General features: G+C 70.3%; 17 protein-coding genes. 5 read left to right on the top strand and 12 right to left on the bottom strand.

Going from position 1 to position 24,359, the window contains the following annotated elements:
• Window positions 1-3: 3 nt before the first annotated feature.
• The 4 genes from AB0B63_RS09765 to AB0B63_RS09780 are packed head-to-tail and all read right to left on the bottom strand — an operon-like array spanning window position 4 to window position 4,321.
• Complete coding sequence (locus AB0B63_RS09765) at window positions 4-1,242, bottom strand: mandelate racemase/muconate lactonizing enzyme family protein (RefSeq protein ID WP_357016427.1); 1,239 nt, start codon at window positions 1,240-1,242, stop codon at window positions 4-6.
• A gap of 1 nt (window position 1,243) precedes the next feature.
• Window positions 1,244-2,071, bottom strand: coding sequence for a carbohydrate ABC transporter permease (locus AB0B63_RS09770; protein WP_357016429.1), 828 nt, complete (start codon window positions 2,069-2,071; stop codon window positions 1,244-1,246).
• Complete coding sequence (locus tag AB0B63_RS09775) at window positions 2,071-3,048, bottom strand: sugar ABC transporter permease (RefSeq protein WP_357016432.1); 978 nt, start codon at window positions 3,046-3,048, stop codon at window positions 2,071-2,073. The genes AB0B63_RS09770 and AB0B63_RS09775 overlap by 1 nt, the downstream gene beginning before the upstream one ends.
• 4 nt (window positions 3,049-3,052) lie before the next feature.
• A complete protein-coding gene (locus tag AB0B63_RS09780) occupies window positions 3,053-4,321 on the bottom strand; it encodes an extracellular solute-binding protein (RefSeq protein WP_357016435.1) in 1,269 nt (422 codons plus the stop codon).
• Between the two features lie 152 nt (window positions 4,322-4,473).
• Here AB0B63_RS09780 and AB0B63_RS09785 point away from each other — a divergent pair, with 152 nt between their 5' ends.
• From AB0B63_RS09785 to AB0B63_RS09795, 3 genes are all read left to right on the top strand, one after another.
• Window positions 4,474-5,238, top strand: a complete 765-nt coding sequence (locus AB0B63_RS09785; RefSeq protein WP_357016438.1) for an FCD domain-containing protein — start codon at window positions 4,474-4,476, stop codon at window positions 5,236-5,238.
• A 581-nt stretch (window positions 5,239-5,819) separates the two neighbouring features.
• Window positions 5,820-7,568 (top strand): family 43 glycosylhydrolase, encoded by a 1,749-nt coding sequence (locus tag AB0B63_RS09790; protein ID WP_357016546.1) that lies wholly within the window; start codon window positions 5,820-5,822, stop codon window positions 7,566-7,568.
• A 134-nt stretch (window positions 7,569-7,702) separates the two neighbouring features.
• On the top strand, window positions 7,703-10,042 hold the full coding sequence (locus AB0B63_RS09795; protein ID WP_208566750.1) for a beta-L-arabinofuranosidase domain-containing protein: 2,340 nt from the start codon (window positions 7,703-7,705) through the stop codon (window positions 10,040-10,042).
• Between the two features lie 220 nt (window positions 10,043-10,262).
• Here the strand turns inward: AB0B63_RS09795 and AB0B63_RS09800 are convergent, their stop codons facing one another.
• The 8 genes from AB0B63_RS09800 to AB0B63_RS09835 all read right to left on the bottom strand — a co-directional run bounded on the left by AB0B63_RS09800 (window position 10,263) and on the right by AB0B63_RS09835 (window position 21,722).
• Window positions 10,263-12,368, bottom strand: a complete 2,106-nt coding sequence (locus AB0B63_RS09800) for a family 43 glycosylhydrolase (RefSeq protein ID WP_208566751.1) — start codon at window positions 12,366-12,368, stop codon at window positions 10,263-10,265.
• Between the two features lie 345 nt (window positions 12,369-12,713).
• On the bottom strand, window positions 12,714-13,964 hold the full coding sequence (mmsB, locus tag AB0B63_RS09805; protein WP_208566752.1) for a multiple monosaccharide ABC transporter permease: 1,251 nt from the start codon (window positions 13,962-13,964) through the stop codon (window positions 12,714-12,716).
• Window positions 13,961-15,499, bottom strand: coding sequence for a multiple monosaccharide ABC transporter ATP-binding protein (gene mmsA / locus AB0B63_RS09810; protein WP_208566753.1), 1,539 nt, complete (start codon window positions 15,497-15,499; stop codon window positions 13,961-13,963). The genes mmsB and mmsA overlap by 4 nt, the downstream gene beginning before the upstream one ends.
• 86 nt (window positions 15,500-15,585) lie before the next feature.
• Entirely contained in the window at window positions 15,586-16,728 is a 1,143-nt protein-coding gene (chvE, locus tag AB0B63_RS09815; RefSeq protein ID WP_208566754.1) for a multiple monosaccharide ABC transporter substrate-binding protein, read from the bottom strand.
• A gap of 677 nt (window positions 16,729-17,405) precedes the next feature.
• Window positions 17,406-18,572 (bottom strand): serine hydrolase domain-containing protein, encoded by a 1,167-nt coding sequence (locus AB0B63_RS09820; protein WP_208566755.1) that lies wholly within the window; start codon window positions 18,570-18,572, stop codon window positions 17,406-17,408.
• 2 nt (window positions 18,573-18,574) lie between these two features.
• Entirely contained in the window at window positions 18,575-19,399 is an 825-nt protein-coding gene (locus AB0B63_RS09825; protein ID WP_219462904.1) for a carbohydrate ABC transporter permease, read from the bottom strand.
• A complete protein-coding gene (locus tag AB0B63_RS09830; RefSeq protein WP_208566757.1) occupies window positions 19,396-20,367 on the bottom strand; it encodes a sugar ABC transporter permease in 972 nt (323 codons plus the stop codon). The genes AB0B63_RS09825 and AB0B63_RS09830 overlap by 4 nt, the downstream gene beginning before the upstream one ends.
• On the bottom strand, window positions 20,364-21,722 hold the full coding sequence (locus tag AB0B63_RS09835) for an extracellular solute-binding protein (RefSeq protein ID WP_208566758.1): 1,359 nt from the start codon (window positions 21,720-21,722) through the stop codon (window positions 20,364-20,366). Before AB0B63_RS09835 ends, AB0B63_RS09830 begins: the two co-directional genes overlap by 4 nt.
• A gap of 411 nt (window positions 21,723-22,133) precedes the next feature.
• Between AB0B63_RS09835 and AB0B63_RS09840 the strand changes: the two genes are divergently transcribed.
• Both AB0B63_RS09840 and AB0B63_RS09845 read left to right on the top strand, forming a co-directional pair.
• Window positions 22,134-23,159, top strand: a complete 1,026-nt coding sequence (locus tag AB0B63_RS09840) for a LacI family DNA-binding transcriptional regulator (RefSeq protein WP_208566759.1) — start codon at window positions 22,134-22,136, stop codon at window positions 23,157-23,159.
• A 110-nt stretch (window positions 23,160-23,269) separates the two neighbouring features.
• Window positions 23,270-24,208 carry a family 43 glycosylhydrolase gene (locus AB0B63_RS09845; RefSeq protein WP_357016447.1) on the top strand — a complete coding sequence of 313 codons (939 nt, stop codon included), beginning with the start codon at window positions 23,270-23,272 and terminating at the stop codon, window positions 24,206-24,208.
• Window positions 24,209-24,359 lie beyond the last annotated feature (151 nt).

Below are 24,359 nucleotides of genomic sequence, written 5' to 3' on the forward strand. Positions count from 1 at the left end.
GGGTCAGTTCCTGACGGCGGACGGCAGGCCGTCGTGGTGGTGCGCCGGGGTGCCGGGCAGCGGCGTGACGTACCGCTGCGGCCCGGCGACGATCTGGTCGTTCTCCGCCAGCAGCCGGCGTCCGGCCCGTTCCGGCCGCACGTTGGGTCCGTCGGGTGTGGGCACGTCCGAACGGCGGGGATGGGTACGGATCTCCTCCTCGGCGACCGTGACGCCCAGGCCCGGTGTGTCGCCGAGGACGAACGCCCCGTCCTCAACGTACAGGTCGCGGGTGATCCCGACCGGGGGCCGGAGGTCCTGTAGCTCGCTGACCAGGTGGTTGGGCACCGACGTGGCGGCGTGCAGCAGCCCCACGGGGCTGTTGCCGATCGGGCTGACCGGCAGGTCGTAGGCGTGCGCCAGGGCGGCCACCCGCAGGAAGTGGGTGACCCCCCAGACCGCGGCCATCTGCACGATGTCCACCGCCGCCGCGGCGATCAACGGCCGGTACTGTTCGAGGCCGGTGAGGTTCTCCCCGGTCGCGACCGACGCCCGGATACCATGCCCGACGACGGCCAGGCCCTCGGCGTCCCACCGTCGGACGGGTTCCTCGATCCAGACGAGGTCCAGGGTACGTTCGAGTTCGCCGACGTGCCGGACGGCCTGCTTGCGGGTCCACGCCTCGTTGACGTCGAGCATCAGGCCGGGGCGCTGCCCCCGACCTGCCTCGGTGAGCACGTCCCGGACCACGTGCAGCCGGTGCCGGTCCCGCTCGATGTCCAGGCCGCCCTTGAGCTTGGCGGCCCGCAGCCCGTGTCGGGCGTAGACCGTGTAGGCCGCCACCAGCTCGTCGTCGTCCAGGCCGATGTCGAGGCCGGACGCGTACGCCGGCACCCGCCGGTCGCGTCCGCCCAGCAGCCGCCAGAGCGGTTGCCCCGCCGACTGGGCCTTGATGTCCCACAGCGCGGTGTCCAACGCCCCGATCGTGCCGAACACCGTGCCGGCGTGGCCCGCCTTGAAGGTCTGCCGCAGCATCCGGTCGTAGAGGGTGGTCACCGCGCGGGGGTCCTCGCCGTCGATCGCGGCGAAGATCCGTTCGAGGTCGGTGTGCGGTCCGAGGCCGACCCCGGTGATGCCCTCGTCGGTCTCGACCACGATGATCGGCACCGTGGTCACCCCGTCGGTGAAGACGCCGTTCGCGTCGCCGACGGGCCGACCCCACTCCTGCACGGTGGTCAGGGTCCGGTATCCGGTGATCCGCATGTCAGCCCTTCGTAGCACCGGCGGCGACACCGTCGGCGATCTGGCGCTGGAGAAAGAGGTAGATCACCAGCACGGGTACGGCGGCGATCAGCACCCCCGCGGCGAAGGTGGGGATGTCGGCGGAGTACTGCCCCCGCAGCGAGGTCACCCCGACCATCAGGGTCCGGTGCTCGGCCGAGGGCATCAGCAGCAACGAGATCAGTACGTCGTTCCAGCAGAACAGCGCGTTGAGGATGCCGACCGACAGCAGGGCCGGGGTGCCCAGCGGCAGCATGATCCGCCGGTAGACACCGTAGACGTCGTTGCCGTCGATCCGGGCCGCGTCGATGATCTCCGGGGGGATGGTCCGGTAGTAGCTGGTCATCAGGAAGATGGTGAAGGGCAGGAACTGCGCCACGTAGGCGAGCACCAGCCCCGGGTAGGTGTCGACGAGACCGGCGTCGGACATGATCCGCGCCAGCGGCACCATGATCACCTGGAACGGCACGAAGAGCGCCGCGAGGCAGCACAGGAAGAGCACCGACGAACCCCGGAAACGCAGCTGGCTCAACGCGAAGCCGGCCATCGACCCGAACAACAGCAGCAGGAGCACCGAGACCGTCACCACGACCACCGAGTTGGTCAGGTAGCGGGCCATCCCGACGCTGTTCCACGCCGCCGCGACGTTGTCCCACCGCAGGGAGTCCACCAGCGAGAAGCGGTCGAGGACGTAGTCGCGGCGGGTCTTCATCGCCACGTTGGCGGTGAAGACCAGGGGGTAGACGGTCGCCAGGGCCAGCACGGCCATCGGCAGGGCCAGCAGCCACCGACCCCACCGGACACGGGACATCACGCCTCCCTCACCGCCCGCCGGAGCAGGCTGATCTGCAGCAGCCCCACCACGAGCATGATGAGGAAGAGCACCGTCGAGGCGGCCGAGGCGAGCGCCGGCCGGTTCATCTGGCCCTGCTGGATCCAGATGTAGTACTCCGGCAGGTAGGTCGACCCCTCCGGGCCGCCGCTGGTCATCACGTAGAGCAGGCCGAACATGGAGGTCAGCATCCCGATCATCGTGGTGACGAAGACGAACTGGATGGTGCGGGCGAGGCTGGGCACGATCACGTGCCGGACGGTCTGGGGCAGCGACGCGCCGTCGACCCGGGCGGCGTCCAGCAGCGAGGCGTCCAGGGTGGCGAAGCCGGCGAGGAACACCACCAGCGCCATCCCGAAGGTCGCCCAGACGTGCACCCCGACCACGACGAACATCGCCACGTCCGGGTCGCCGAGCCAGTCCACCGGCCCGATGCCGACCCCGCCGAGCAGGGCGTTGAGCGGGCCGTCGAAGGCGAGCAGCAGGTTGAAGATGGCCCCGACGATGACCGGGGACAGCACGGCCGGAAAGAAGTAGACGCTGCGGTACAGCCGGTGCCCGGGGACCCGCAGGTAGATGAGGGTCGCGAGCAGGCCGGGGATCGCCACCGCCACCGGCAGCAGCAGCACGAGCAGCCCGACGTTGCCCAGCGCGTCCCGGAACAGCGGGTCCCCGAGCAGCTCCCGGTAGTTGTCCAGGCCGACCATCAGCCCGTCACGGTCGCCGTCACCGGTGAAGGAGAAGTTGACCCCGAGCAGCAGCGGCCAGAACCGCAGCAGCGCGAGGATCAGCAGGGACGGGGCCAGCAGCACGAAGGGGGCGAGCCGTTCCGCCCGTCGGCCAGCCCGGCCGCGTCGCGAGACGGCGGGGGCGGGGGGTACGGATCGCGGCGGCGTCCCGCCGGCCCGGCCGGTCGGGGCCGGACGGACCGACGGTGCCGCCTCGGGAACCGGCACGGGGTCAGCCGGCCTGATCGGAGGCGGCCAGCTGCTTCACCGCCTCGTCGACGCTGATCGAGCCGCTCAGCAGTTGCTGGGAGAGCCGGCCCATCAGCTCCAGGGTCTTGGAGGACAGCGCCACGTGCAGGGCGGGTTTGCCGGCCTTGAGGTCGGCGACGATGGTGGCCACGGCCGGGCCGCCCTGGGACACGTCGATGGTGGTGTCGGCGGCGATCGCCCCGGCGTCGGCGTAGAAGGACTTCAGCGCGTCGGTCGAGGTCAGCGAACGCACCAGGTCGGCGGCGACCCTGGGGTCCTTGGTCCACCTGGCGACCCCGTAGCCGATGCCGCCGTCGTAGGGCAGGCTCGGGGTGGCCCCGGGTACGACGACGGGGGCGCGCATCACGCCGAGCTTCTCGGCGGTGAGGAACTCGCTGAAGTCCTTCCAGTGTCCGACGTCCGACATCAGCCCGATGACGTGGGCGGCCTTCGCGGACTGGAAGATCGCGAAGGAGTCGTTGAACATCGCCGTCGAGTTCGCCCCGTCGCTGTTCAGCTTCGCGTCCTGGGCCTCCTTCCAGAGCGCGAAGATCCGCTTGACGTGCGGCGAGGTCCAGTCCCGCTTGCCGGCGATCCAGTCGTCGTACTCCTGCGTGCTGAACACGCCGGAGCCGAAGGCGGAGAGGAAGAACTGGATGCCGTAGCCCTCCTTGTTGCCGAGGGCGAGGCACTTCGCGCCGGTCCGCCGGGTGATGGTGGCGCAGTCGGCGAGGAACTTCGACCAGGTGGTGGCGGGGCTGGCGGGGTCGAGGCCGGCCTTGTCGTAGAGGGCCCGGTTGTAGTAGATCGGGTGACCCTGCAGCGTCACCGGGGCGGCGTAGGTCTTGCCGTCCTTGGTGAACGCGTCCCAGCCGGCGAGTCGCTGCCGGTCGTCGGTGAGGTACTCGTCCAGGGGCAGCAGCGCGTCCGCCCGGTCCCGGATCTGGCCGCCCCCGTTGAACAGCATCACGTCCGGCCCCTTGCCGGCCTGGATCGCCGTGCCGAGCAGGGTGTAGTACTGCTCGAAGGGCTGGGCGACGAACTCGACGGTGACGTCGGGGTGTTTCCTGGCGAAGTCGGCCTTCGCCTTCTCCAGGTACGCCCGGGCGGACGCCTCACCGGACTTCCAGTCCCAGACGACCAGCTTCCCGTCGGCCCCGCCGGACGGGGAACGCGTCCCGCCGGCGCTCCCGCAGCCGGCCAGCGCCAATGCCGCGACGAGAACGGCTGACCACACTGCTCGGTGCTTCATCGCTGCTCACTTTCGACGTCGGCCGACCCCGCTGAATCGAGACACTTGGATTGACGAGAAAGTAACTCGTATGACGTATGACGTCAACAGTGGGACGTAGAATTCGCCGCAGGCAGGTCGTGGCGCGGTCCGCGGAATCCACTGGAGGGGACATGACGGCACGGGAGATCACCCTGAACACGGCAACGCCCCCCAGCTGGGCACGACGACCCGCCAACCTCGCGACCGCCGTCACCGCCGAACTGGTGGGACGCATCGTACGCGGAGTCCACCCGCCCGGCGCCCCGCTGCCTCCCGAGCCGGCGCTGTGCGAGGCGTTCTCGGTGAGCCGCACGGTCGTCCGGGAGGCCGTGAAGATCCTCCAGGAGAAGGGCCTGGTGCAGGTCCGCCAGGGCAGTGGCACCATCGTCACCCCACCGTCGATGTGGGACATGCTCGACGAACTCGTGCTCTCCGCGACCATCGCCGAGGACGACAGCCTGACCATTCTCGACGACCTGGTGGCCACCCGGCGGGTGCTGGAGTCCGACATGGCCAACGTCGCCGCCCGGCTGGCCGACCAGGACACCGTCGACCGGCTGCGTGCCCTGGTCGACCGGATGGACGAGCTGGTCGACGACCAGGTCGCCTACCACGAGCACGACCGGGCGTTCCACGACGTGATCATGCAGGCGTCCGGCAACCGGATCGCCCGGGGCGTGGTGCGTTCGCTGGAGAGCCAGGTGGTCAACACCGCCCGCTACATGGGCCGCTTCGAGCGGGCGCTGTGCGTGGCCTCCAACCGGGGACACCGGCGCATCTACGAGCGCATCGCGGCCCACGACCCGGACGGCGCCGCCGCGGCCATGGTCACCCACATCACCGAGGCCTGGCTGGTCCGGCGCGGCGGACCGGACACCGGGCGGTTGGTGCGCTGACCCCCGGCGGCGGGTGGATCACCCGGCGCTCCCGCCTGGCGGACCGGGCCCGTGGAGGGACCCCGATGACGCCCGCGTAACCAACGAACGTCAATGGCTTGCGGGTGTTAACGATAACAAGATACCGTCGGCCGCGGGAGCGAAGGGCACGCCTCCCCCGCTCCACCCCCGGGATCCGGGCGGCGGAGCGGAGTGCGGGCACGGGCGACGTCGGTGGGACACCTCCGGGCACCTCCGTGGACGCTGCACGCCGCCGGGTCGCATCGACACCTCGACGCACCCGGATCCCCCGGCGCACGTCGTCCACCGCCACCGTGGGGTCCTGACACGACCGCGCGCCGACCGCGGTGCCGTCCCTGGCAGGCCGGAGCGCGATCGCCGACCGTGACGCCACACCCGCGTTCCCGCACGGCGGGCAGTCCGGACGAATCCCGACCGCACCGGCTCACCGGCCGGGCGTCGGCGGAGTCCGGGCAGGCCACCGAGGCGTGACCCCCCACGACACGCATCGCCCATACTGGGAGGTACTGGTGAAACCCGCACTGCCACCGCTGACCCGACTGCGGCGCTCCTTCGCCTGGTTGACGGCCCTGCTCCTGGTCTCGACCCTGCTCCCGGCCGGCACCGCCAAGGCCGACAACCCCATCGTCCAGCACATCTACACCGCCGACCCGGCCCCGCTGGTGCACAACGGTCGGATGTACCTCTACACCGGCCACGACGAGGACGGCTCGACCTGGTTCACCATGAAGGAGTGGCGGGTCTGGTCCTCCGCCGACATGGTCAACTGGACCGACCACGGCTCGCCGCTCAACGTCGGCACCTTCAGCTGGGCGAAGGCGGACGCCTGGGCGGGCCAGGTCATCGCCCGCAACGGCAAGTTCTACTGGTACGTGCCGGTGACCGCGAAGTCGACCAACTCGATGGCCATCGGGGTGGCGGTGAGCGACAGCCCCACCGGCCCGTTCCGGGATGCCATCGGCCGCCCGCTGGCGGCCAACGGCGAGATCGACCCGACCGTCTTCATCGACGACGACGGGCAGGCGTACCTCTACTGGGGCAACCCCAACCTGTGGTACGTCAAGCTGAACGCCGACATGATCTCGTACTCCGGCAGTGTCACCAAGATTCCGCTGACCACCGCCGGATACGGCACCCGCAACGGCAACGCCACCCGACCCACCCTCTACGAGGAGGGCCCCTGGGTCTTCAAGCGCAACGGGACCTACTACAACGTCTTCGCCGCCGAGTGCTGCAGTGAGTTCATCGGCTACTCCACGGCGCCCGGCCCCACCGGGCCGTGGACCTACCGGGGCACGGTCATGCCCCGCCAGGGCGGCAGCTTCACCAACCACGCCGGGATCGTCGACTTCAACGGCGGGTCGTACTTCTTCTACCACAACGGCGCGCTGCCCGGCGGTGGCGGCTACACCCGGTCGGTCGCGGTGGAGAAGTTCACCTACGGCACCAACGGCACCATCCCGACGATCAACATGACCAGCACCGGCGCACCGCAGATCGGCACGCTCAACCCGTACGTGCGGCAGGAGGCCGAGACGATCGCCTGGGGCTCCGGCATCGAGACCGAGGCGTCCAGTGAAGGCGGAATGAACGTCGGCTTCATCGAGAACGGCGACTACATCAAGGTCAAGGGGGTCGGCTTCGGCACCGGTGCGACGTCCTTCAACGCCCGGGTGGCCTCGGCCGGCAGCGGCGGCACCATCGAGGTCCGGCTGGACAGCACCACCGGCACCCGGGTGGCGAGCTGCTCCGTGCCGGTCACCGGCGGCTGGCAGAACTGGCAGACCGTCTCCTGCCCGGTGTCCGGCGCGACCGGCACCCACGACATGTACCTGCGGTTCACCGGCGGCAGCGGCACCCTGTTCAACGTCAACTGGTGGCAGTTCAACGGCAGCGGCACCACCCCGACGCCCACGCCGACCGTGACGCCCACCACGACGCCCACCGCGACCCCCACCCCGACGACCCCGGCCCCGACGACGCCGGCTCCGACGACCCCCTCCGGGACGACCTGCGCGGCCACCAACACCGTGGTCAACACCTGGCAGGGCGGCTTCGAGGGCAAGCTGACCATCACCAACGGGTCCACCCCGATCACCGGCTGGCGGGTGTCGTTCACCCTCCCCAGCGGGCAGACGGTGGCCCAGGCGTGGAACGGCACCCTGACCCAGCAGGGCAACCAGGTGACCGTCGCCAACGCCGCCTACAACGGGCAGCTCGGGGCGGGTGGCTCCACCACCGTCGGCTACATCAGCTCGACCACCGGCAGCAACCAGCCACCGACCGACCTGACCTGCACCCCCGCGTGACCGCGTCACGCGGCTGACGGCCGCGCCGGCCCGCTCCACCCCACCGGGGCGGGCCGGCACCCCACCACCGACACCACCGTCCGTACGACCCACCCGGACGGCTCGCCCCGTGATCCGGTCCGCTGGAGGTTTCCATGTCCTTTCCGTCCCTCAACCGACGCCAACTTCTCCAGGCCGCTGGCGCCACCGCGCTCGCCTCCGCCGCAGGTGGCACCCTGCTCGGGTCCGGTCCGGCCAGCGCGGCGCTGGTGGTCCCCCCGGCCCGGGCCGACCTGGGCGTGTCGGCGTACCCGTTCGAACTGGGTCAGGTCCGGCTGACCGCCGGCCGGCTGCTGGACAACCAGAACCGGACGCTGAGCTACCTGCGGTTCGTCGACGTCGACCGGATGCTCTACAACTTCCGGGCCAACCACCGGCTGGGCACCAACGGGGCCGCGACCAACGGGGGCTGGGACGCGCCGTCCTTCCCGTTCCGCACCCACATGCAGGGCCACTTCCTCACCGCCTGGGCGCAGGCGTACGCGGTGCTCGGCGACACCACCTGCCGGGACAAGGCCAACTACATGGTGGCCGAGCTGGCGAAGTGCCAGGCCAACAACGGGGCGGCCGGATTCACCGCCGGTTACCTGTCCGGCTTCCCGGAGTCGGACTTCTCGGCCCTGGAGGCCCGCACGCTGTCCAACGGCAACGTGCCCTACTACTGCATCCACAAGACCCTCATGGGGCTGCTCGACGTGTGGCGCTACATCGGCAACACGCAGGCCCGCTCGGTGCTACTGGCGCTGGCCGGCTGGGTCGACACCCGCACGTCGCGGCTGAGCTACAACCAGATGCAGTCGATGCTGGAGACCGAGTTCGGCGGCATGAACGAGGCGTTGACCGACATCTACCAGCACACCGGCGACGGGCGCTGGCTGACCGTCGCCCAGCGGTTCGACCATGCGGGCGTGTTCAACCCGCTCGCCAGCAACTCCGACCAGCTCAACGGCAAGCACGCCAACACCCAGGTGCCCAAGTGGATCGGCGCGGCGCGGGAGTTCAAGGCGACCGGCACCACGCGCTACCGGGACATCGCCAGCAACGCGTGGAACATGACCGTCAACGCGCACACCTACGTCATCGGCGGCAACAGCCAGGCCGAGCACTTCCGGCCGCCGAACGCGATCGCCGGGTACCTGACCAACGACACCTGCGAGCACTGCAACACCCACAACATGCTCAAGCTGACCCGGGAGCTGTGGCTGCTCGACCCGAACCGGGTCGCGTACTTCGACTTCTACGAGCGTGCCCTGCTCAACCATGTCGTCGGCGCGCAGAACCCGGCCGACGGGCACGGCCACGTCACCTACTTCACCCCGCTCAAGCCGGGTGGCCGACGGGGCGTCGGGCCGGCCTGGGGAGGCGGCACCTTCAGCACCGACTACAACTCGTTCTGGTGCTGCCAGGGCACCGGCATCGAGGCCAACACCAAGCTGATGGACTCGATCTACTTCTACAACGACACCACGCTGACGGTGAACCTGTTCGTTGCGTCGGTGCTGACCTGGTCGCAGCGCGGGATCACGGTCACCCAGAGCACCAGCTACCCGGCGAGCGACACCAGCACGCTCACCCTCTCCGGGTCGATGAGCGGCTCGTGGAGCATCCGGGTCCGCATCCCGGCCTGGGCCACCGGCGCGACGATCGCCGTCAACGGCGAGACGCAGAGCGTCGCCACCAACCCCGGCAGCTACGCCACGGTCACCCGCACCTGGGCGGCCGGCGACACCGTCACCGTACGGCTGCCGATGAAGGTCGTCGTGCAGCCGAGCAACGACAACGCCAACGTCGCGGCCCTCACGTACGGCCCGGCGGTGCTGGCGGGCAACTACGGCAACACCGGCCTGAGCGCCCTGCCGTCGTTGAACGCCTCGTCGGTGACCCGGACGAGCACCAGCACCCTGGCGTTCACCGCCACCGCGAACGGCTCCACGGTCAACCTCGGACCGTTCTACGACGCCCACGGCTTCAACTACACGGTCTACTGGAGCACCAGCGGGGGCAGCACCGGCGGCGGCAGCACGCGGATCGTCAACGTGGGCAGCGGCCTGGTCCTCGGCATCCAGAACATGTCCACCGCCGACGGCGGGCTGGCCCTGCAGTGGGGCGACACCGGCACCGCCGACCACAACTGGGTGGTGGTGACCGACGGCGACGCCGTCCGGTTCCGCAACGTCAACAGCGGCAAGGTCCTCGGCGTGGAGAACATGTCCACCGCCGACAACGCCCGCGTCCTGCAGTGGGCGGACAACGGCACCGCCGACCACCGGTGGACCCTGCTCAACCAGGGCGACGGCACCTACAAGATCCGCAACGTCAACAGCGGGAAGCTGCTCGGCATCCTCAACGGCTCGACCGCGCAGGGTGCGCAGGCCGTACAGGACTCCGACAACGGCAGCGCGGACAACCGCTGGCGGCTCGTCGCCAACCAGTAGGGACCACCGCCGGTCCCGCACCGCTGGCGAGACGGTGCGGGACCGGCGGTGCAACGGACGGGGCCGCCCCTGTGCGGGGGCGGCCCCGTCGTGTGCGTGCCGGCCGGTGGCGGTCCCGGACCGCCACCGACGTGGCCGGGCCGCCCGCACCGACCGGCCCGCACAGCGGTGCCGACGGTACGGGCGGCCCGGTTGCCCCGCTGCCGTGACCCGGGTCGGGTCAGGGGGTGCTGAGCTGGAACTGACGGATCGTGCTGGTGCCGCCGAGGGCCTGGGTGGCGTGGTTGAACAGGGCGAACCGGTAGCCCATGAAGAACTGCCAGTTGCTGTCGAGGGTCAGCGCGTTGCCCAGCGCGGTGAAGTTGACCCCGTCGGTGCTGTACGAGAACCGGGCCTGCCGGCCGGAGCCGGGACGGATGTCGGCGGTGGCCCGTAGCCAGATGCGTCCCCCGCTGACCGGGGCGGAGGCGATCTCCGTGCCGGTGTTGGTGGTCCGCCAACTGCCGTCCATGGTGAGGTTGTTGGTCATCGACACCCGGGTGGCGCCGTTGTCCCGGCGGACGCCGATCCAGGCCGACGAGTTGCGCAGCACCGCCAGCCCGGTCCGGTCGCCGTCGCGCAGCGCCGAGTAGTCGAGTTCGACGGTGGCGGTGGAGGTCGGCCCCTGGATCCGGTGGGTCACCGTGTTGCGGGCGCTGTAGAGGTCGTTGGTGACGGTGGCGGTCTGCAGACGCAGGCCGTTGTTCACCGACCACTTGGTGTTGTCCGGGTTGTGGTTCCACTCCCACTGCGGGCCGAGGGTGCTGCCGGAGAAGGTGTCGGTGCCGGTCAGCGGCTTGACCGGTCGGGTCGGCAGCGGGTTCGGGTACGACGTGCCCCAGCCGCCGTTGACCGTCTGGATCTGCGGCCAGCCGTCGGCGGTCCAGGTGATCGGGGCCAGCGCCGGCACCCGCCCACCGGGGTAGGCGTCCACGAAGGACATGTAGTACCACTGGCCGGCCGGGGTCTGCACCAGACCGCCCTGGTGCGGCACGCCGCCGCCGGAGATCGGGCCGGGCATGTTGAGCAGCACCTGCCGCATCTCGTACGGGCCGAACGGGCTCGACGACTTCAGCACGTACTGGCCGTTGGCCGGCCGGGTGAGCCAGATGTAGTAGCTGCCGTTGCGCTTGTAGAACCGGGCCCCCTCCAGGGTGCCCACGCTCGACGGGGTGGAGAAGACCTGCTGGCTGCGGACCTCGCTCTTGCCGTCGGCGGACAGCTGCGCGACGCTGATCTGGCTGTTGCCGTAGGCGACGTACATGGTGTCGTTGTCGTCGACCAGCATGCCGGCGTCGTAGTAGCACTTGTTGATGGTGGAGTGCTGGTTCCAGGCCCCGTCGACGGCGGCGGCGGTGTAGATGTAGGTCTTGGCGAAGTCGATGCAGCCGGCCCAGTAGTAGGTGCGGTTGCTCGGGCGGTAGTTCAGCGTCGACGCCCAGATCCCGTTGACGTACGCCCGCCCGCCGGACATGTCATACTTCGCGCCGAAGTCGAGCTTGGGCACCGAGTGCCCGGCGAACTCCCAGTTGACCAGGTCGTAGGAGCGCAGGATCGGGGCGCCCGGCGAGTAGTGCATGGTCGAGGCGGACAGGTAGAACGCGTCGCCGACCCGGATGATGTCGACGTCGGCGAAGTCCTGCCACACCACCGGGTTGGTGAACGAGCCGCTCGCCGGTGGCGTGGTGGGTGGCGGCGTGGTCGGGGTGCTGCCGCCGTCGACGCGGACGAGCTGCCACTGCTGGTTGGTGCCACCCCAGTCGGAGTACTGGACGATGTTGCCGCCGTCGGCGGTGGAGGCGTTCTGCACCTCGACCGCCTTGCCGCTGTTGCGGTTGAGCAGCCGGACGTAGCCGTCGGCCGAGTCGGCGAGCCGGAACTGCTGGTTGGTGCCGTTGCCGTCGGTCCACTGCACGATCGCCGCGCCGTCGGCGGTGGAGAGGTTGTAGACGTCGAGGACCTTGCCCGACAGCCGGGACTTCAACCGGTAGTAGCCGCCGCCGGAGTCGACGAACTGCCACTGCTGGTTGGTGCCGTCGCCGCGGGTCCACTGGGTGATCCGGGCGCCGTCGTTGGTGGCGAAGTTGTACACGTCCAGCGCCTTGCCGCTGTTGCGGTTGACCAGCACGTACCAGGCGGTGGTGTCCACCGTCGCCGCCGCCGCGCCGGTCGACTGGACCACGACGAGACCACCGCCGACCAGCAGCGTCAGCAGGGCGGCGACGACCCGTGACCACCAGCCGCGCCGTCGCCGGACCGCGATCGGCACCTCTCCCATGGCTACCATGACCCTCCCTCACCAACGGTCGATCGACGGTGGCCCCGGGTCCGGCCCGGGGCCACCGTCGTCGCATTGTTCGAAGCCTGCCGATGTCAACGTTCACTCGGCGGCGCGTCCGCGATGGCGCACGACGCGGTACAGCGACAGGTCGGGGATGCCGACCAGCCGCTGCGGGAACGGCTTCAGCTATCCATAGACTGTGAGCGATAACATGATGCTCGTCAAGCTGAAACAGCGTTGACACGATCGACGGGCGCAAATGCCGACGCCCCGGGCCGGGTCGGAACGGTCCGACGCGGCCCGGGGCGTCCGGGCGAAGGGGTACGACGCGGGCGGGTGCCGCGTCACCGGTCAGCGGGAGGCACCGGCACGCCGCTTGTTGTAGACGTCGAAGGCCACGGCGACGAGCAGCACCAGGCCCTTGACCACCGACTGGATGGACTGGTCGACGCCCATGAGCTGCATCCCGTTGCTCATCACCGCCATGATCAGACCACCGACCACGGCACCCATCACGGTGCCGACCCCACCGGTGACCGCCGCGCCACCGATGAACGCGGCGGCGATCGCGTCGAGCTCGAACATGTTGCCCGCGGCGGGCTGCGCGCCGTTGGAGCGCGAGGAGTAGATCACCCCGGCCACCGCCGCCAGGAAGCCCATGTTGACGAACATCCAGAAGTTGACCGTCCGCACCTTGACCCCGGAGAGGGTCGCCGCCGAGAGGTTGCCGCCGATCGCGTAGACCTGCCGACCGAAGACGGTACGCCGGGTGAGCAGGCCGTAGACCAGCACCAGCGCGGCCAGGATGATCAGCACGATCGGCAGGCCCCGGGCGTGCGCCAACTGCCAGGCGAAGTACATGATGACCGCGCCCACCAGCACCACCCGGGCGACGAACAGCGGGAACGACTCCACCGGCTGCTGGTAGCGGACCCGGGCCACCCGGGTCCGGAAGCCGCTCACCGCGTACCCGGCCACCGCGACGGCGCCGATCAGCAGGGTGAAGGCGTCGAAGCCGTCCCCGCCGAGCAGCCCGTTGAGGAAGCCGGCCGCGACCTGCTGGTAGTCGGCGGGGAACGGGGAGAGCGAGATGTTGTCCAGCACCCGCAGGGTCAGGCCGCGGAACAGCAGCATGCCGGCGAGCGTCACGATGAAGGCCGGGATGCCGGCGTACGCCACCCAGAAGCCGTGCCACGCGCCGACCGCGACGCCCACCGCCACCGCGGCCAGGATGCCGACCCACCACGGGAAGCCCTCCCGGATGACCAGCACGGCGGAGACCGCCCCGGTGAGGGCGACCACCGAGCCCACCGACAGGTCGATGTGCCCGCCGATGATGATGATCACCATGCCGATCGCCAGCACCAGGATGTAGGAGTACTGCAGGACGATGTTGGTGATGTTGCCGGGGCTCAGCGACACCCCGTCGGTGAGCACGGCGAAGAACCCGACGATGACGACGAGCGCGACGTAGATGCCGCTCTGCCGCAGGTTGTTCATGACCAGCGCACGCAGGTCGCTGGTGCCGGCGTGCAGGGCGACGCCCGGACTCTTGTCGGCCGGCGGCGGGGACGGCGGCGATGAGGTCTTGACGCTGGTCATCCCACGCGCTCCTTGTCCTTCGTCATCAGATCCATGAGGTTCTCCTGGGTCGCCTCGGCCACCGGCACCTGGCCGGTGATCCGGCCGGCGGCGAGGGTGTAGATGCGGTCGCACATGCCGAGCAGCTCCGGCAGCTCCGAGGAGATCAGGATCACCGCCTTACCCTCGGCGACGAGCCGGTTGACGATCGTGTAGATCTCGAACTTCGCCCCGACGTCGATTCCCCGGGTCGGCTCGTCGAGGATCAGCACGTCCGGATTGGTGAACAGCCACTTCGACAGCACGACCTTCTGCTGGTTGCCACCGGAGAGCTTGCCCACCACGGCCATCACGCTGGTCGTCTTGATGTTCATGTCCCGCCGGCTCTGCTCGGCGACCTTGATCTCCTCGTTGCCGTTGACCCAACCGAGGCGGGCGAGCCGGCCCAGGGCGGCGGCGGAGACGTTGTGCCGCACGTCGTCGATGAGGTTGAGGCCGAAGCGCTTGCGGTCCTCGGTGACATAGGCGATGCCGTGCTCGATGGCCTCCGCGACGGTGCGCGCCCGGACCTCCCGGCCGCGCACGAACAGCCGACCCCGGATGTCCCGGCCGTACGTCCGGCCGAAGAGGCTCATCGCCAACTCGGTACGACCGGCGCCCATCAGCCCGGCGATGCCGACCACCTCGCCGGCACGGACGTCCAGGCTGGCGTCGTCGACGACGAGCCGGTCCTGGGTGGGGTGCCGCACGCTCCAGTTCTCGATGCGCAGCACCTCCTCCCCCGGCGACGAGACCCGGTCGGGATAGAAGCTGTCCAGGTCCCGGCCGACCATGCCGCGGATGATCCGCTCCTGGGTGACCTCCCCGGAGGCCAGGGAGAGGGTCTCCACGGTGCGTCCGTCGCGGATGACGGTGGTCGCGTCGGCGATCGCGGTGACCTCGTTGAGCTTGTGCGAGATCAGGATGCTGGTGATGCCCTGGTCGCGCAGCCGGCGCAGCAGGTCGAGCAGGTGCGCCGAGTCGATGTCGTTGAGCGCGGCGGTCGGCTCGTCCAGGATGAGCAGCCGGACCTTCTTGGACAGCGCCTTGGCGATCTCGACCAGCTGCTGCTTGCCGACGCCGAGCTGGATGACCGGGGTGACCGGGTTCTCGTACAGGCCCACCGAGGCGAGCAGTTCGGCGGCCTCGGCGTTGGCCCGGTTCCAGTCGATGAGGCCGCCCGGTCCGCGCCGCTCGTTGCCGAGGAAGATGTTCTCGGCGATCGAGAGGTAGGGCACCAGGGCGAGTTCCTGGTGGATGATGACGACGCCGTGGGACTCGCTGTCGCGGATGCCGCGGAAGTTCATCGGTTTGCCGTCCAGCACGATCTCGCCGTCGTACGACCCGGTCGGGTGCACCCCGGAGAGCACCTTCATCAGGGTGGACTTGCCGGCGCCGTTCTCGCCGCAGATGGCGTGGATCTCCCCCCGGCGCACCGCGAGGGAGACGTCCGCCAGCGCGGTCACCCCGGGGAAGGTCTTCGTGATGCGTCGCATCTCGAGGATGGTGTCGTCCATGGTCAGCGTCCTGATCGTCGAAGCCTGAGGCGGGCTTGCGATGCGCCGGGCGCGGCGGTCGGTCACCGCCGCGCCCGACGACCGGTTTACTTCTTGGCCTGACCGGCGGCGACCTCTTCGGCCGACCAGTAACCGGAGTCGACGAGCACCTTGGTGATGTCGTCCTTGTAGACGGTCTCGATCGGCAGCAGGTACGCCGGGACGACCTTGATCTTGTTGTTGTAGGTCGTGGTGTCGTTCGCCTGCGGCTGCTTGTCCTGCAGGAACGCCTCCGCCGCGATGACGGCCTGCTCGGCGAGCAGCCGGGTGTCCTTGAAGACGGTGGAGCTCTGCACCCCGTCGTTGATCAGCTTGACCGAGGCGATCTCGGCGTCCTGGCCGGTCACCACGGGGAGCTTCTTGGCGCCCTTGCCGTAGCCGGCGTTCTGCAGGGCGGTGATGATGCCCCGGGAGATCCCGTCGTACGGCGACAGCACCCCGTTGACCACGGTGCCGTCGTTGTAGCCGGAGGTCAGCAGGTCCTCCATCCGCTTCTGGGCGGTCTCCTGCTGCCAGCGCAGGATCGCCGCCTGCTCGATGCGGGTCTGGCCGGACTTGACCTTCAGCGTGCCGTTCTCCATGAACGGCTTGAGGGTGTCCATCGCCCCGCCCCAGAAGTACTGGGTGTTGTTGTCGTCCAGCGAGCCGGCGAACAGCTCGACGTTGAACGGGCCGGTGGCGGTGCCCTTGCCACCGTCCTTGGTCTGCAGGCCGAGGCCGACCAGCAGGGCGGTCGCCTGGGCGACGCCGACCTTGTAGTTGTCGAAGCTGACGTAGAAGTCGACGTTCTTGTTGCCCAGCAGCAGCCGGTCGTAGGAGATGACCGGGATCTTCGCCGCTGCGGCGGCGTCCAGCTGGCCGCTGAGCGCGGTGCCGTCGATCGCCGCGATGATCAGGACGTCCGCGCCCTGCGTGATCATCTGGTCGACCTGCTGGGACTGGGTCGGGATGTCGTCACCGGCGTACTGGAGGTCGACCTTGTAGCCCTTGGCCTCCAGCTTCTCCTTCACCGCCTTGCCGTCGGCGATCCACCGCTCCGAGGTCTGGGTCGGCATGGAGACGCCGATGGTCAGATCGGCGGGCTTCTTGTCGCTGCTGTCGCCCCCGCTACCCGCTCCCCCGCCGCTGCATGCGGCAAGGCTGAACGCCAGTGCCGCGCCGCCGAGCGCGACCAGGAATTTCCTGCGCACAGGTTTCTCCTCTCCGGAACTCCCGCCGACTGCGGGGACCACCTGTCACCTTTCGGGGTAGTGTTAGCGCTCACATCGCCCCCGTCAACACCCCCTCGGAAATCCGGACGTCACGGTCTCGTAACGGGCGTCTCCGACTTGTCCACCCATCGGCGTCCCGCCCGCCGGGCCGACGCGGGCTCGTTTCCGTGGTGAGCACGGCGACGGCGGCCCGCCCACCACCCCCGGGCTGCGACCGGACGGCGGACCCGCCGACGCCGACGTCCCGCCGGGTTTCCAACCTGTTACGCGGTCGTCATCGACGACAGGCGATCAATGCCAGGCGCTCCGCTGAATGCATTCAGCGCCCACCCTCACCACCACGACCGACGCATCCCCGGAGGACCGGTGGACGGAGGGTGGTGGGGCGATTCCGGAGGGTGGTGACCGGAGGGCGACGGGCGGTGGGCGACGGGCGGTGGGGGCGGGCGACAGGCGACAGGCGACGGTTGGAGGGTGCGGGGGCGGGGGCGGGCGACGGGCGACGGGCGACGGGCGACGGGCGGAGTGTGGTGGGCGGTGGCCGGGCCGTCGCGACCGGGACAGCCGGGCGCCCCGGGTGCCCCGGTCGTCGGGGTGCCCGGGGCGCAAAGGAGTCCGGGGTCCGGGGGTCCGGGGTGCGAGTTGTGCGGGGTGTCCTACCTGGCCGGTCGGTCGTCCAGGCAGGACCGCAGCGCGGCGGTCAGCAGGTTGGCGCGTTCGTCGCCCATGCCCTGCATCTGGTTGACCACGTAACCGAAGCCGACCTGGTGGGCGTCGTCGCCGAAGCCGAGGTTGCCGCCCGCACCGTCGTGGCCGAAGCTGCGCTCGGACAGCAACGGCCGGGCCGGCGGCGAGTGCAGCAGGAAGCCACTGCCCCAGCGTTGGCCGGTGTCCGGCGGGCCGTGCCGCTGCTGGCCCCGGGACCGGACGACCGTCGCGTCGTCGATCGACGCCGGGTCGAGCACGGGCGGGCCCGCCACCGGAGACACGCACGCGGCGTAGAGGCGGGCCAGTCCGTCGGCTGTGCTCACCGCGCCGGCGCCCGGGATGCCGGCGGCCTGGATGGCCGGGTCGTTGAAGCTGACCAGGCCGGCGTCGTCGGCGGGGAACGCGAACGCGCCACCCATGGTGATCCCCCGGTCGGCCACCGGGTCGACGAACGGCTCCGCCTCGGGCGGCGGGGCGACGTTCCAGGCGACCGTGTCGCGTTCGGTCGCCGGCAGCCCGAGCCAGGTCCGCAGGCCCAGCGGTGCCGCCAGGGCGTCCCGGAAGAACACGCCGGGCAGCTGACCGGTGATCCGGTGGATCACCTCGCCGATCAGCCAGCCGTAGGTCATCGGGTGGTAGCTGTGCGCCGTGCCCGGCTGCCACAGCGGGGCCTGGGCCTCGATCGCCGTGATCACCGGGTCCCAGGCGAGCACCTCGTCGAGGGTCAACGGGCGGTCGAGCGCGGGCAGGCCGGACTGGTGGGTGAGCAGCCAGCGCACCGGGATGTCGGCCTTGCCGTGCTGGCCGAACTCGGGCCAGTAGCGGGTGACCGGCGCGTCGAGGTCGAGTCGGCCCTGCTGCACCAGCAGGTAGGCGCAGACCGCCAGGATGCCCTTGGTGCAGGAGTAGACGACGACCGGGGTGTGCGCCGTCCAGGGCCGGCCGGTACGGGGGTCGGCGGTCCCGCCGTACAGGTCGACGACCTGGCGACCGCCGACGTAGACGGTGACCGCCGCGCCGACCTCCCCCCGGTCGGTGAAGTTGGCGCGGAAGACGTCTGCCACCCGCCCGTAGCGTTCGTCGGCGTGGCCGTGGATCTGCGGCTGCGTGGCCACTGCTATCCCTTCAGTGAGCCCTGGATCAGGGCCTTGATGAACTGACGCTGGAAGATCAGGAAGACGATCAGGGTCGGGGTGAGGATCAGCAGCGAGCCGGCGCACAGCAGCACCAGGTCGGTGCCCCACTGCCCCTGGAACGCCCCGAGCGCACCCGCCATCGTCCGCTTGGCCGGATCGTCGACCAGGACGATGGCCAGCAGGAACTGGTTCCACGTCCAGAGGAACATCAGGATGGTCAGCGACGCGATGGCCGGCCGGGCGAGCGGCACCTGGACCCGCCAGAACAGCTGCCAGGTGCTGCTGCCGTCGACCCGGGCCGCCTCGGACAACTCGACCGGCACGTTGCTGAAGTGCGCCCGCATCCAGAAGACCGCGAACGGCATGTAGAGCCCGATCAACGGCAGGATGATCGCCCACCGGGTGTTGAGCAGGCCGAGGTCCTGCATCTGGTAGTAGAGCGGGGTGACCACCGCCTCGAACGGCAGGGTCAGCCCGAGCAGCAGCAGACCGAACACGATCCGGCCACCGGGGACCCGCAGCTGACCCAGCCCGAAACCGGCCATGGTGGCGATCAGCACCGAGACCGGCACGACGCCGGCCACGATGAGCAGGCTGGAGCGCAGCAGCGCACCCATGTTCGCCACCGTGAACGCGTCGGCGAAGTTGCCCCACTGCGGGTCCGACGGCCAGGCCAGGCCGCTGGGCACGGTGCCCCGGGGCTGCAACGCCGCAGAGAGCATGCTGACGAACGGCAGCAGGGTGACCACGACCAGGACGAGCAGGAAGATCCGGCCGGTCAGGTTCTCGCGCCGGCTCAGGTTCATGACTTGTCCCCCCGGGTCAGTCGCTGGATCGGCAGCACGCAGAGCAGCACCAGCAGCATCAGCACGACGGCCAGCGCGGAGGCGAGGCCGACCTGGCGCTGCGAGAAGGCCAGCCGGTAGATCTCCAGGCCCGGCACGGTGGTCTGCAGGCCGGGACCGCCACTGGTCGAGATGTAGACGATGTCGAAGCTGGCCAGGGCGGCGATGATGGTCACCGTCAGGCAGACCCCGATCTCCTGGCGCAGGCTGGGCAGGGTGACGGCGAAGAACTCCCGGATCGGGCCGGCGCCGTCGAGGCGGGCCGCCTCGTACAACGCGGGATCGATCTTGCTCATCCCGGTCACCAGCAGGATCGTGCAGAGGCCGAGCAGCACCCAGGCGCCGATGACGCCGACGGCGGGCAGCGCGGTGTCGAAGTCACCGAGCCAGGCGCGGGCCACCCCGCCCAGGCCGACCGCGCGCAGCAGCTGGTTGATCAGGCCGTTGGACGACAGCAGCCAGCTCCACGCGATACCCGCCGCCACCAGGGGGATGACCTGGGGCAGGAACAGCACCGTACGCACCACGGTGCCGAACGCGCCGGTGGTGATGCGGCGGACCAGGCTGGCCACCAGCAGGCCGAGCGCGACCGGGACGAAGCTGAAGAAGACGATCAGGACGAGCGCGTTGCCGATGATCTTCAGCAGGTCACTGTCGGTGAACACGGTGAGGTAGTTGTCCAGTCCCGCCCAGCGGGCCACCCCGATGCCGTTCCAGTTGTAGAACGAGTACTGGATGGTCAGCACGAGTGGACGAAGGACGAAGGCGGCGTACATCACGACTGCGGGCAGGACGAAGAGCCAGCCCGTCCCGCCCGCGCGGGCCCACCGTTTCCGGGGGGCCCGCGCGGCGGAGGGACGGGTGGGACGAGCCGGTGTGGACACCGGGTCACCCCGCCCGACCGGTGCGCTGCCGAAGGCAGACGTCATCGGGAGAGTTCCTTCGCGTACTCGGCCTGGACCGCCTTGACGTACCCCTCGGGGGTCTGCTGACCGGCGATCAGCTTCTGCATCTCCGGGGTGATCGCGGCGGCGAAGATGCCACCGGTGGCGTTCGCGGTGAAGTCCACCGCGCCGTTCTCCTCACCGAGCTGCTGCGACGCCTTGAGCGTCTCGGCCAGCACGGTGTTCGGCGCGGCGGCCGGCACGGCCAGGTCGCTCGGGCCACCCGGGCTGGAGCCGCCGATCTTGACGGCGATCTCCCGGGCGGTGGGGTTGGTGTGCGCCCAGTTCAGGAAGAATGCGGCGGCGTCGGGGTTCTTGGCCTTGGCGCTGATGCCGAAGGTGTTCGGGGCGGACATCGCCACGTGCTTGCCGCCGGCCGACTCGCTCGGGAACAGGAAGAAGCCCACGTTGCCGGGCATCGTCTTGTCGAGGTTGGCCGACTCCCAGTCGCCGTTGAACATGAACAGGCCGTTGTTCTTCTGGAACTCGCCCACCATGCTCGCGTAGTCCAGGGCGTTGGCGTCCTTCGGGAAGTAGCCGGCCTGGGCCCACTTCTGGATGGTCTGGGTGGCCTTCAGCGCGGCCGGGGTGTCGAACGTCGCGCCCGGCTTCTGGAAGATCCAGTCGGCCACCTGGGCCGGGTCACCGAACTGGTTCTGCAACGCCTGGTGCGGGAAGTTGATGCCCGCGGTGTTCTTGTTGAACTGCATGATCGGCTGCACGCCGGCGGTCTTGGCCTTGGCCAGCAGCTGCTCGAACTCGGCGATGGTGGCCGGCGGCTGGGTCATCCCGACCTGCTCGGCGAGCTTCTTGTTGTAGAACACCCCGGTGACGCTGTAGCCGAGGCCCATCCCCCACAGTGAGCCGGTACCCCGGGTGGTGCCCCCCTCGCCGACCCGCAGCTGCACCAGCTGGGAGGCGGGGAACTTGTCCCAGCCGTACGCGGTGAAGTAGGGGTCGAGGTTCTTGAGCAGGTCGTCCTTGACCAGGTCGACCATGGTGGGGAGCCGGATGATGTCCGGCGAGTTGTCCGAGGCCATCACCCGGGGCGCGTTCTCCACGATGACCGTGAACTGGTCCTCGCGGATGTTGAACTTGACGTTCGGGTGCTGCTTGGTGAACTCGTCGGCCAGCGCCTTGGCCAGCGGGAAGCCGGTCTCGGCGTACATCTCCAGGGTGATCGGGTCGCTGCCCAGCTCGGTGCTGACGGCGGCGTCGGACCCGGCGCGCGGCGACTCGTCCGCACCGGGTGCGCTGCACGCCGTGGCGGCCAGCCCCAACGCCAGCACGGGGGCCAGGAGCGCCGTCCGGCGGGAGAACCTTGCCAGTGGTGTTGCCAATTGAGGACTCCTCGACTCTTCCGTGCGTGCCCCGGCCGCGGTACGGGCCGGGTCGGCGGGTCGTCACGGTGGGTGACCAGCCGCAACAGTACGTCGCCGTCGGCATGCCGCCGCAGCACGCGATGTCGTTACCGATGACCACGCCGAGGGTCACCGAGGGTGCCGCCCGACCTGTCAAAAGTAGCCGCTAAACTGATTTAGCAGAGCATGCGCGCGGCGACCTGAGCTGTCAAGGACCAATTGGCAACGGTCCGGAAACAACCGGTTCACGCTCGGCCACCCGCTCCACCGGCCGTCGCGGGTGGTCACCGACACACACCCGGGGTGACCGCCGGCACCGGGCCCGGCCGGACCACGCATCATGATGGGCGGGAGCGACGGCCGCGACGCCGCCGCCGATTCGGAGGACTGATGGGCCGCAACAGAGCAACCCTGGCCGATGTCGCGCGACGGGCCGGGCTGTCCAAGACCGCCGCGTCGATGGTCCTCAACGGCCGGGAGGGCACCCGACTGTCGGCCGAGGCGCACCAGCGTGTCTTCGCCGCCGCCGAGGAGCTGGGCTACCGGCCCAACCTGGCGGCCCGGAGCCTGCGTACCCGCAAGACCGCCACCATCGCGTTCGTCTCCGACATCGTCGCCACCACCCGGTTCGCCGGCGGCCTCATCCGCGGCGCGCTCGACGCGGCCCGGGAGCGCGACCACGTGCTGCTCATCACCGAGACGCAGGGCGACGCCACCTTCGAGCAGTACGCCATCGAGGCGATGCTCGACCGGCAGGTCGACGGGGTGATCTACGCCGCGATGGCGACCCGGCGGCTGACCGTCCCGGCGGCCATCCTCGGCGGCCCGGTGGTGCTGCTCAACGCCACCAGCCCGGACGACCTGCCCTGCGTGCTCCCCGACGACGAGCGGGCCGGCCGTACCGTCGCCACCACCCTGCTCGACCAGGGCCACCGCGACCGGATCGCGCTGATCGGCCGCAACCGTCTCAAGGAGGACGACGAGGAGGTCTCCCTGGCGGCCCGGGCCCGGCTGCGCGGCGTGCACCAGGCGCTCGGCGCCGCCGGGGTCGAGCTGCTGACCGAGTGCTTCTGCGCCGAGTGGCTGCCCGAACACGGCTACGCCGCCATGCGCACGCTGCTGGGCCGGCCCACCCGGCCGACCGCGATCATCTGCATGAACGACCGGCTCGCGTTCGGCGCCTACCAGGCGCTCGCCGAGGCCGGGCTGACCGTCCCGGACGACCTCTCGGTGGTCTCGTTCGACGACGACCCGATCGCCGCCTGGTTGCGCCCCGGCCTGTCCACCACCGCGCTGCCGCACGAGCAGATGGGGCGGCGGGCCGTCGAGATCCTCCTCGACGGCGGCGACGCCGAACCGTCCCTCGTCCCCATGCCGCTGCGTCGCCGCCGGTCCGTGGCCACCCCGGCCGGCTAGCCGGGACCCCCGGCGCGACCGCCGGGCAGGTGCCCGCCGCAGCGCTCCCACCACCGGACGCTGGCCACCCGAACTGGTCGCTAAACCGATTTAGTGCTAGCTTCCCCGCCATGCTACGTCTACCCGACCACTGGGTGTGGGACAGCTGGTACGCCCGGGACGACAACGACCGGTGGCACGCGTTCTTCCTGCGCGCCTCCCGTGCCCTGCACGACCCGCACCGCCGGCACCGCCGCGCCACGATCGGCCACGCCGTCTCGACCGACCTGCACACCTGGCACCTGGTCGCCGACGCGCTCGTCCCGGCCGACGCGCCGAGCTGGGACGACCTCGCGACCTGGACGGGCTGCACCGTGCGCGGCCCGGACGGGCGGTGGTACCTGTTCTACACCGGGGTCGGCCGCGCCGAGGACGGGCTGGTCCAGCGGATCGGCCTGGCCGTCTCCGACGACCTGACCACCTGGCACCGGCACGGCGACGGGCCGCTCGTCGAAGCGGACCCCACCTGGTACGAACTGCTCGACCGGACGCTGTGGTACGAGCAGGCCTGGCGCGACCCGTGGGTGTTCCCCGATCCGGACGGCGCCGGCTGGCACATGCTCGTCACCGCCCGGATCAACACCGGGCCGACCGAGGCACGCGGGGTCGTCGGTCACGCCACCTCACCGGACCTGGTGAACTGGACCGTCCAACCGCCGCTGTCGATCCCGGCCGGCTTCGGGCACCTGGAGGTCCCCCAGGTCGCCGTCGTCGACGGGCAGCCCCTGCTGCTGTTCTCCACCGACGCCGCCGGCACCCGCCACGACGGCCACCGGATCTGGGTGGCGGAGGGTCACGACGTACGCGGCCCGTGGGACATCGCCTCGGCCCGCCCGTTCCCGCACCCGCACCTCTACGCGCCCCGGCTGATCCCCGGGCCGGCCGGGGACTGGTCCCTCATCGGATTCCACGACCACGTCGACGGGGAGTTCGTCGGTGCGCTGAGCGATCCGATCGCGGTCCGTTACCGCGCCGGGGACGGGCTGACCGCCACCGGCACGGCCGGCTGAGCGTTCCTGCGGTCACCACCCGGCCGCAGCGGTACGGGCGGATGCGGCCACCACCGTGCCGGGCGGGCTCGGGGGCGGCCACCACCGTGCCGGGTTGGACGCGGGGGCGGCCACCGCCGTGCCGGACGGACGGACGCGCAAGCGGACCGGA

The sequence above is a fragment of the Micromonospora sp. NPDC049081 genome, from assembly GCF_040648835.1.
In the GTDB taxonomy this organism is placed as follows: Bacteria; Actinomycetota; Actinomycetes; order Mycobacteriales; family Micromonosporaceae; genus Micromonospora; species Micromonospora antibiotica.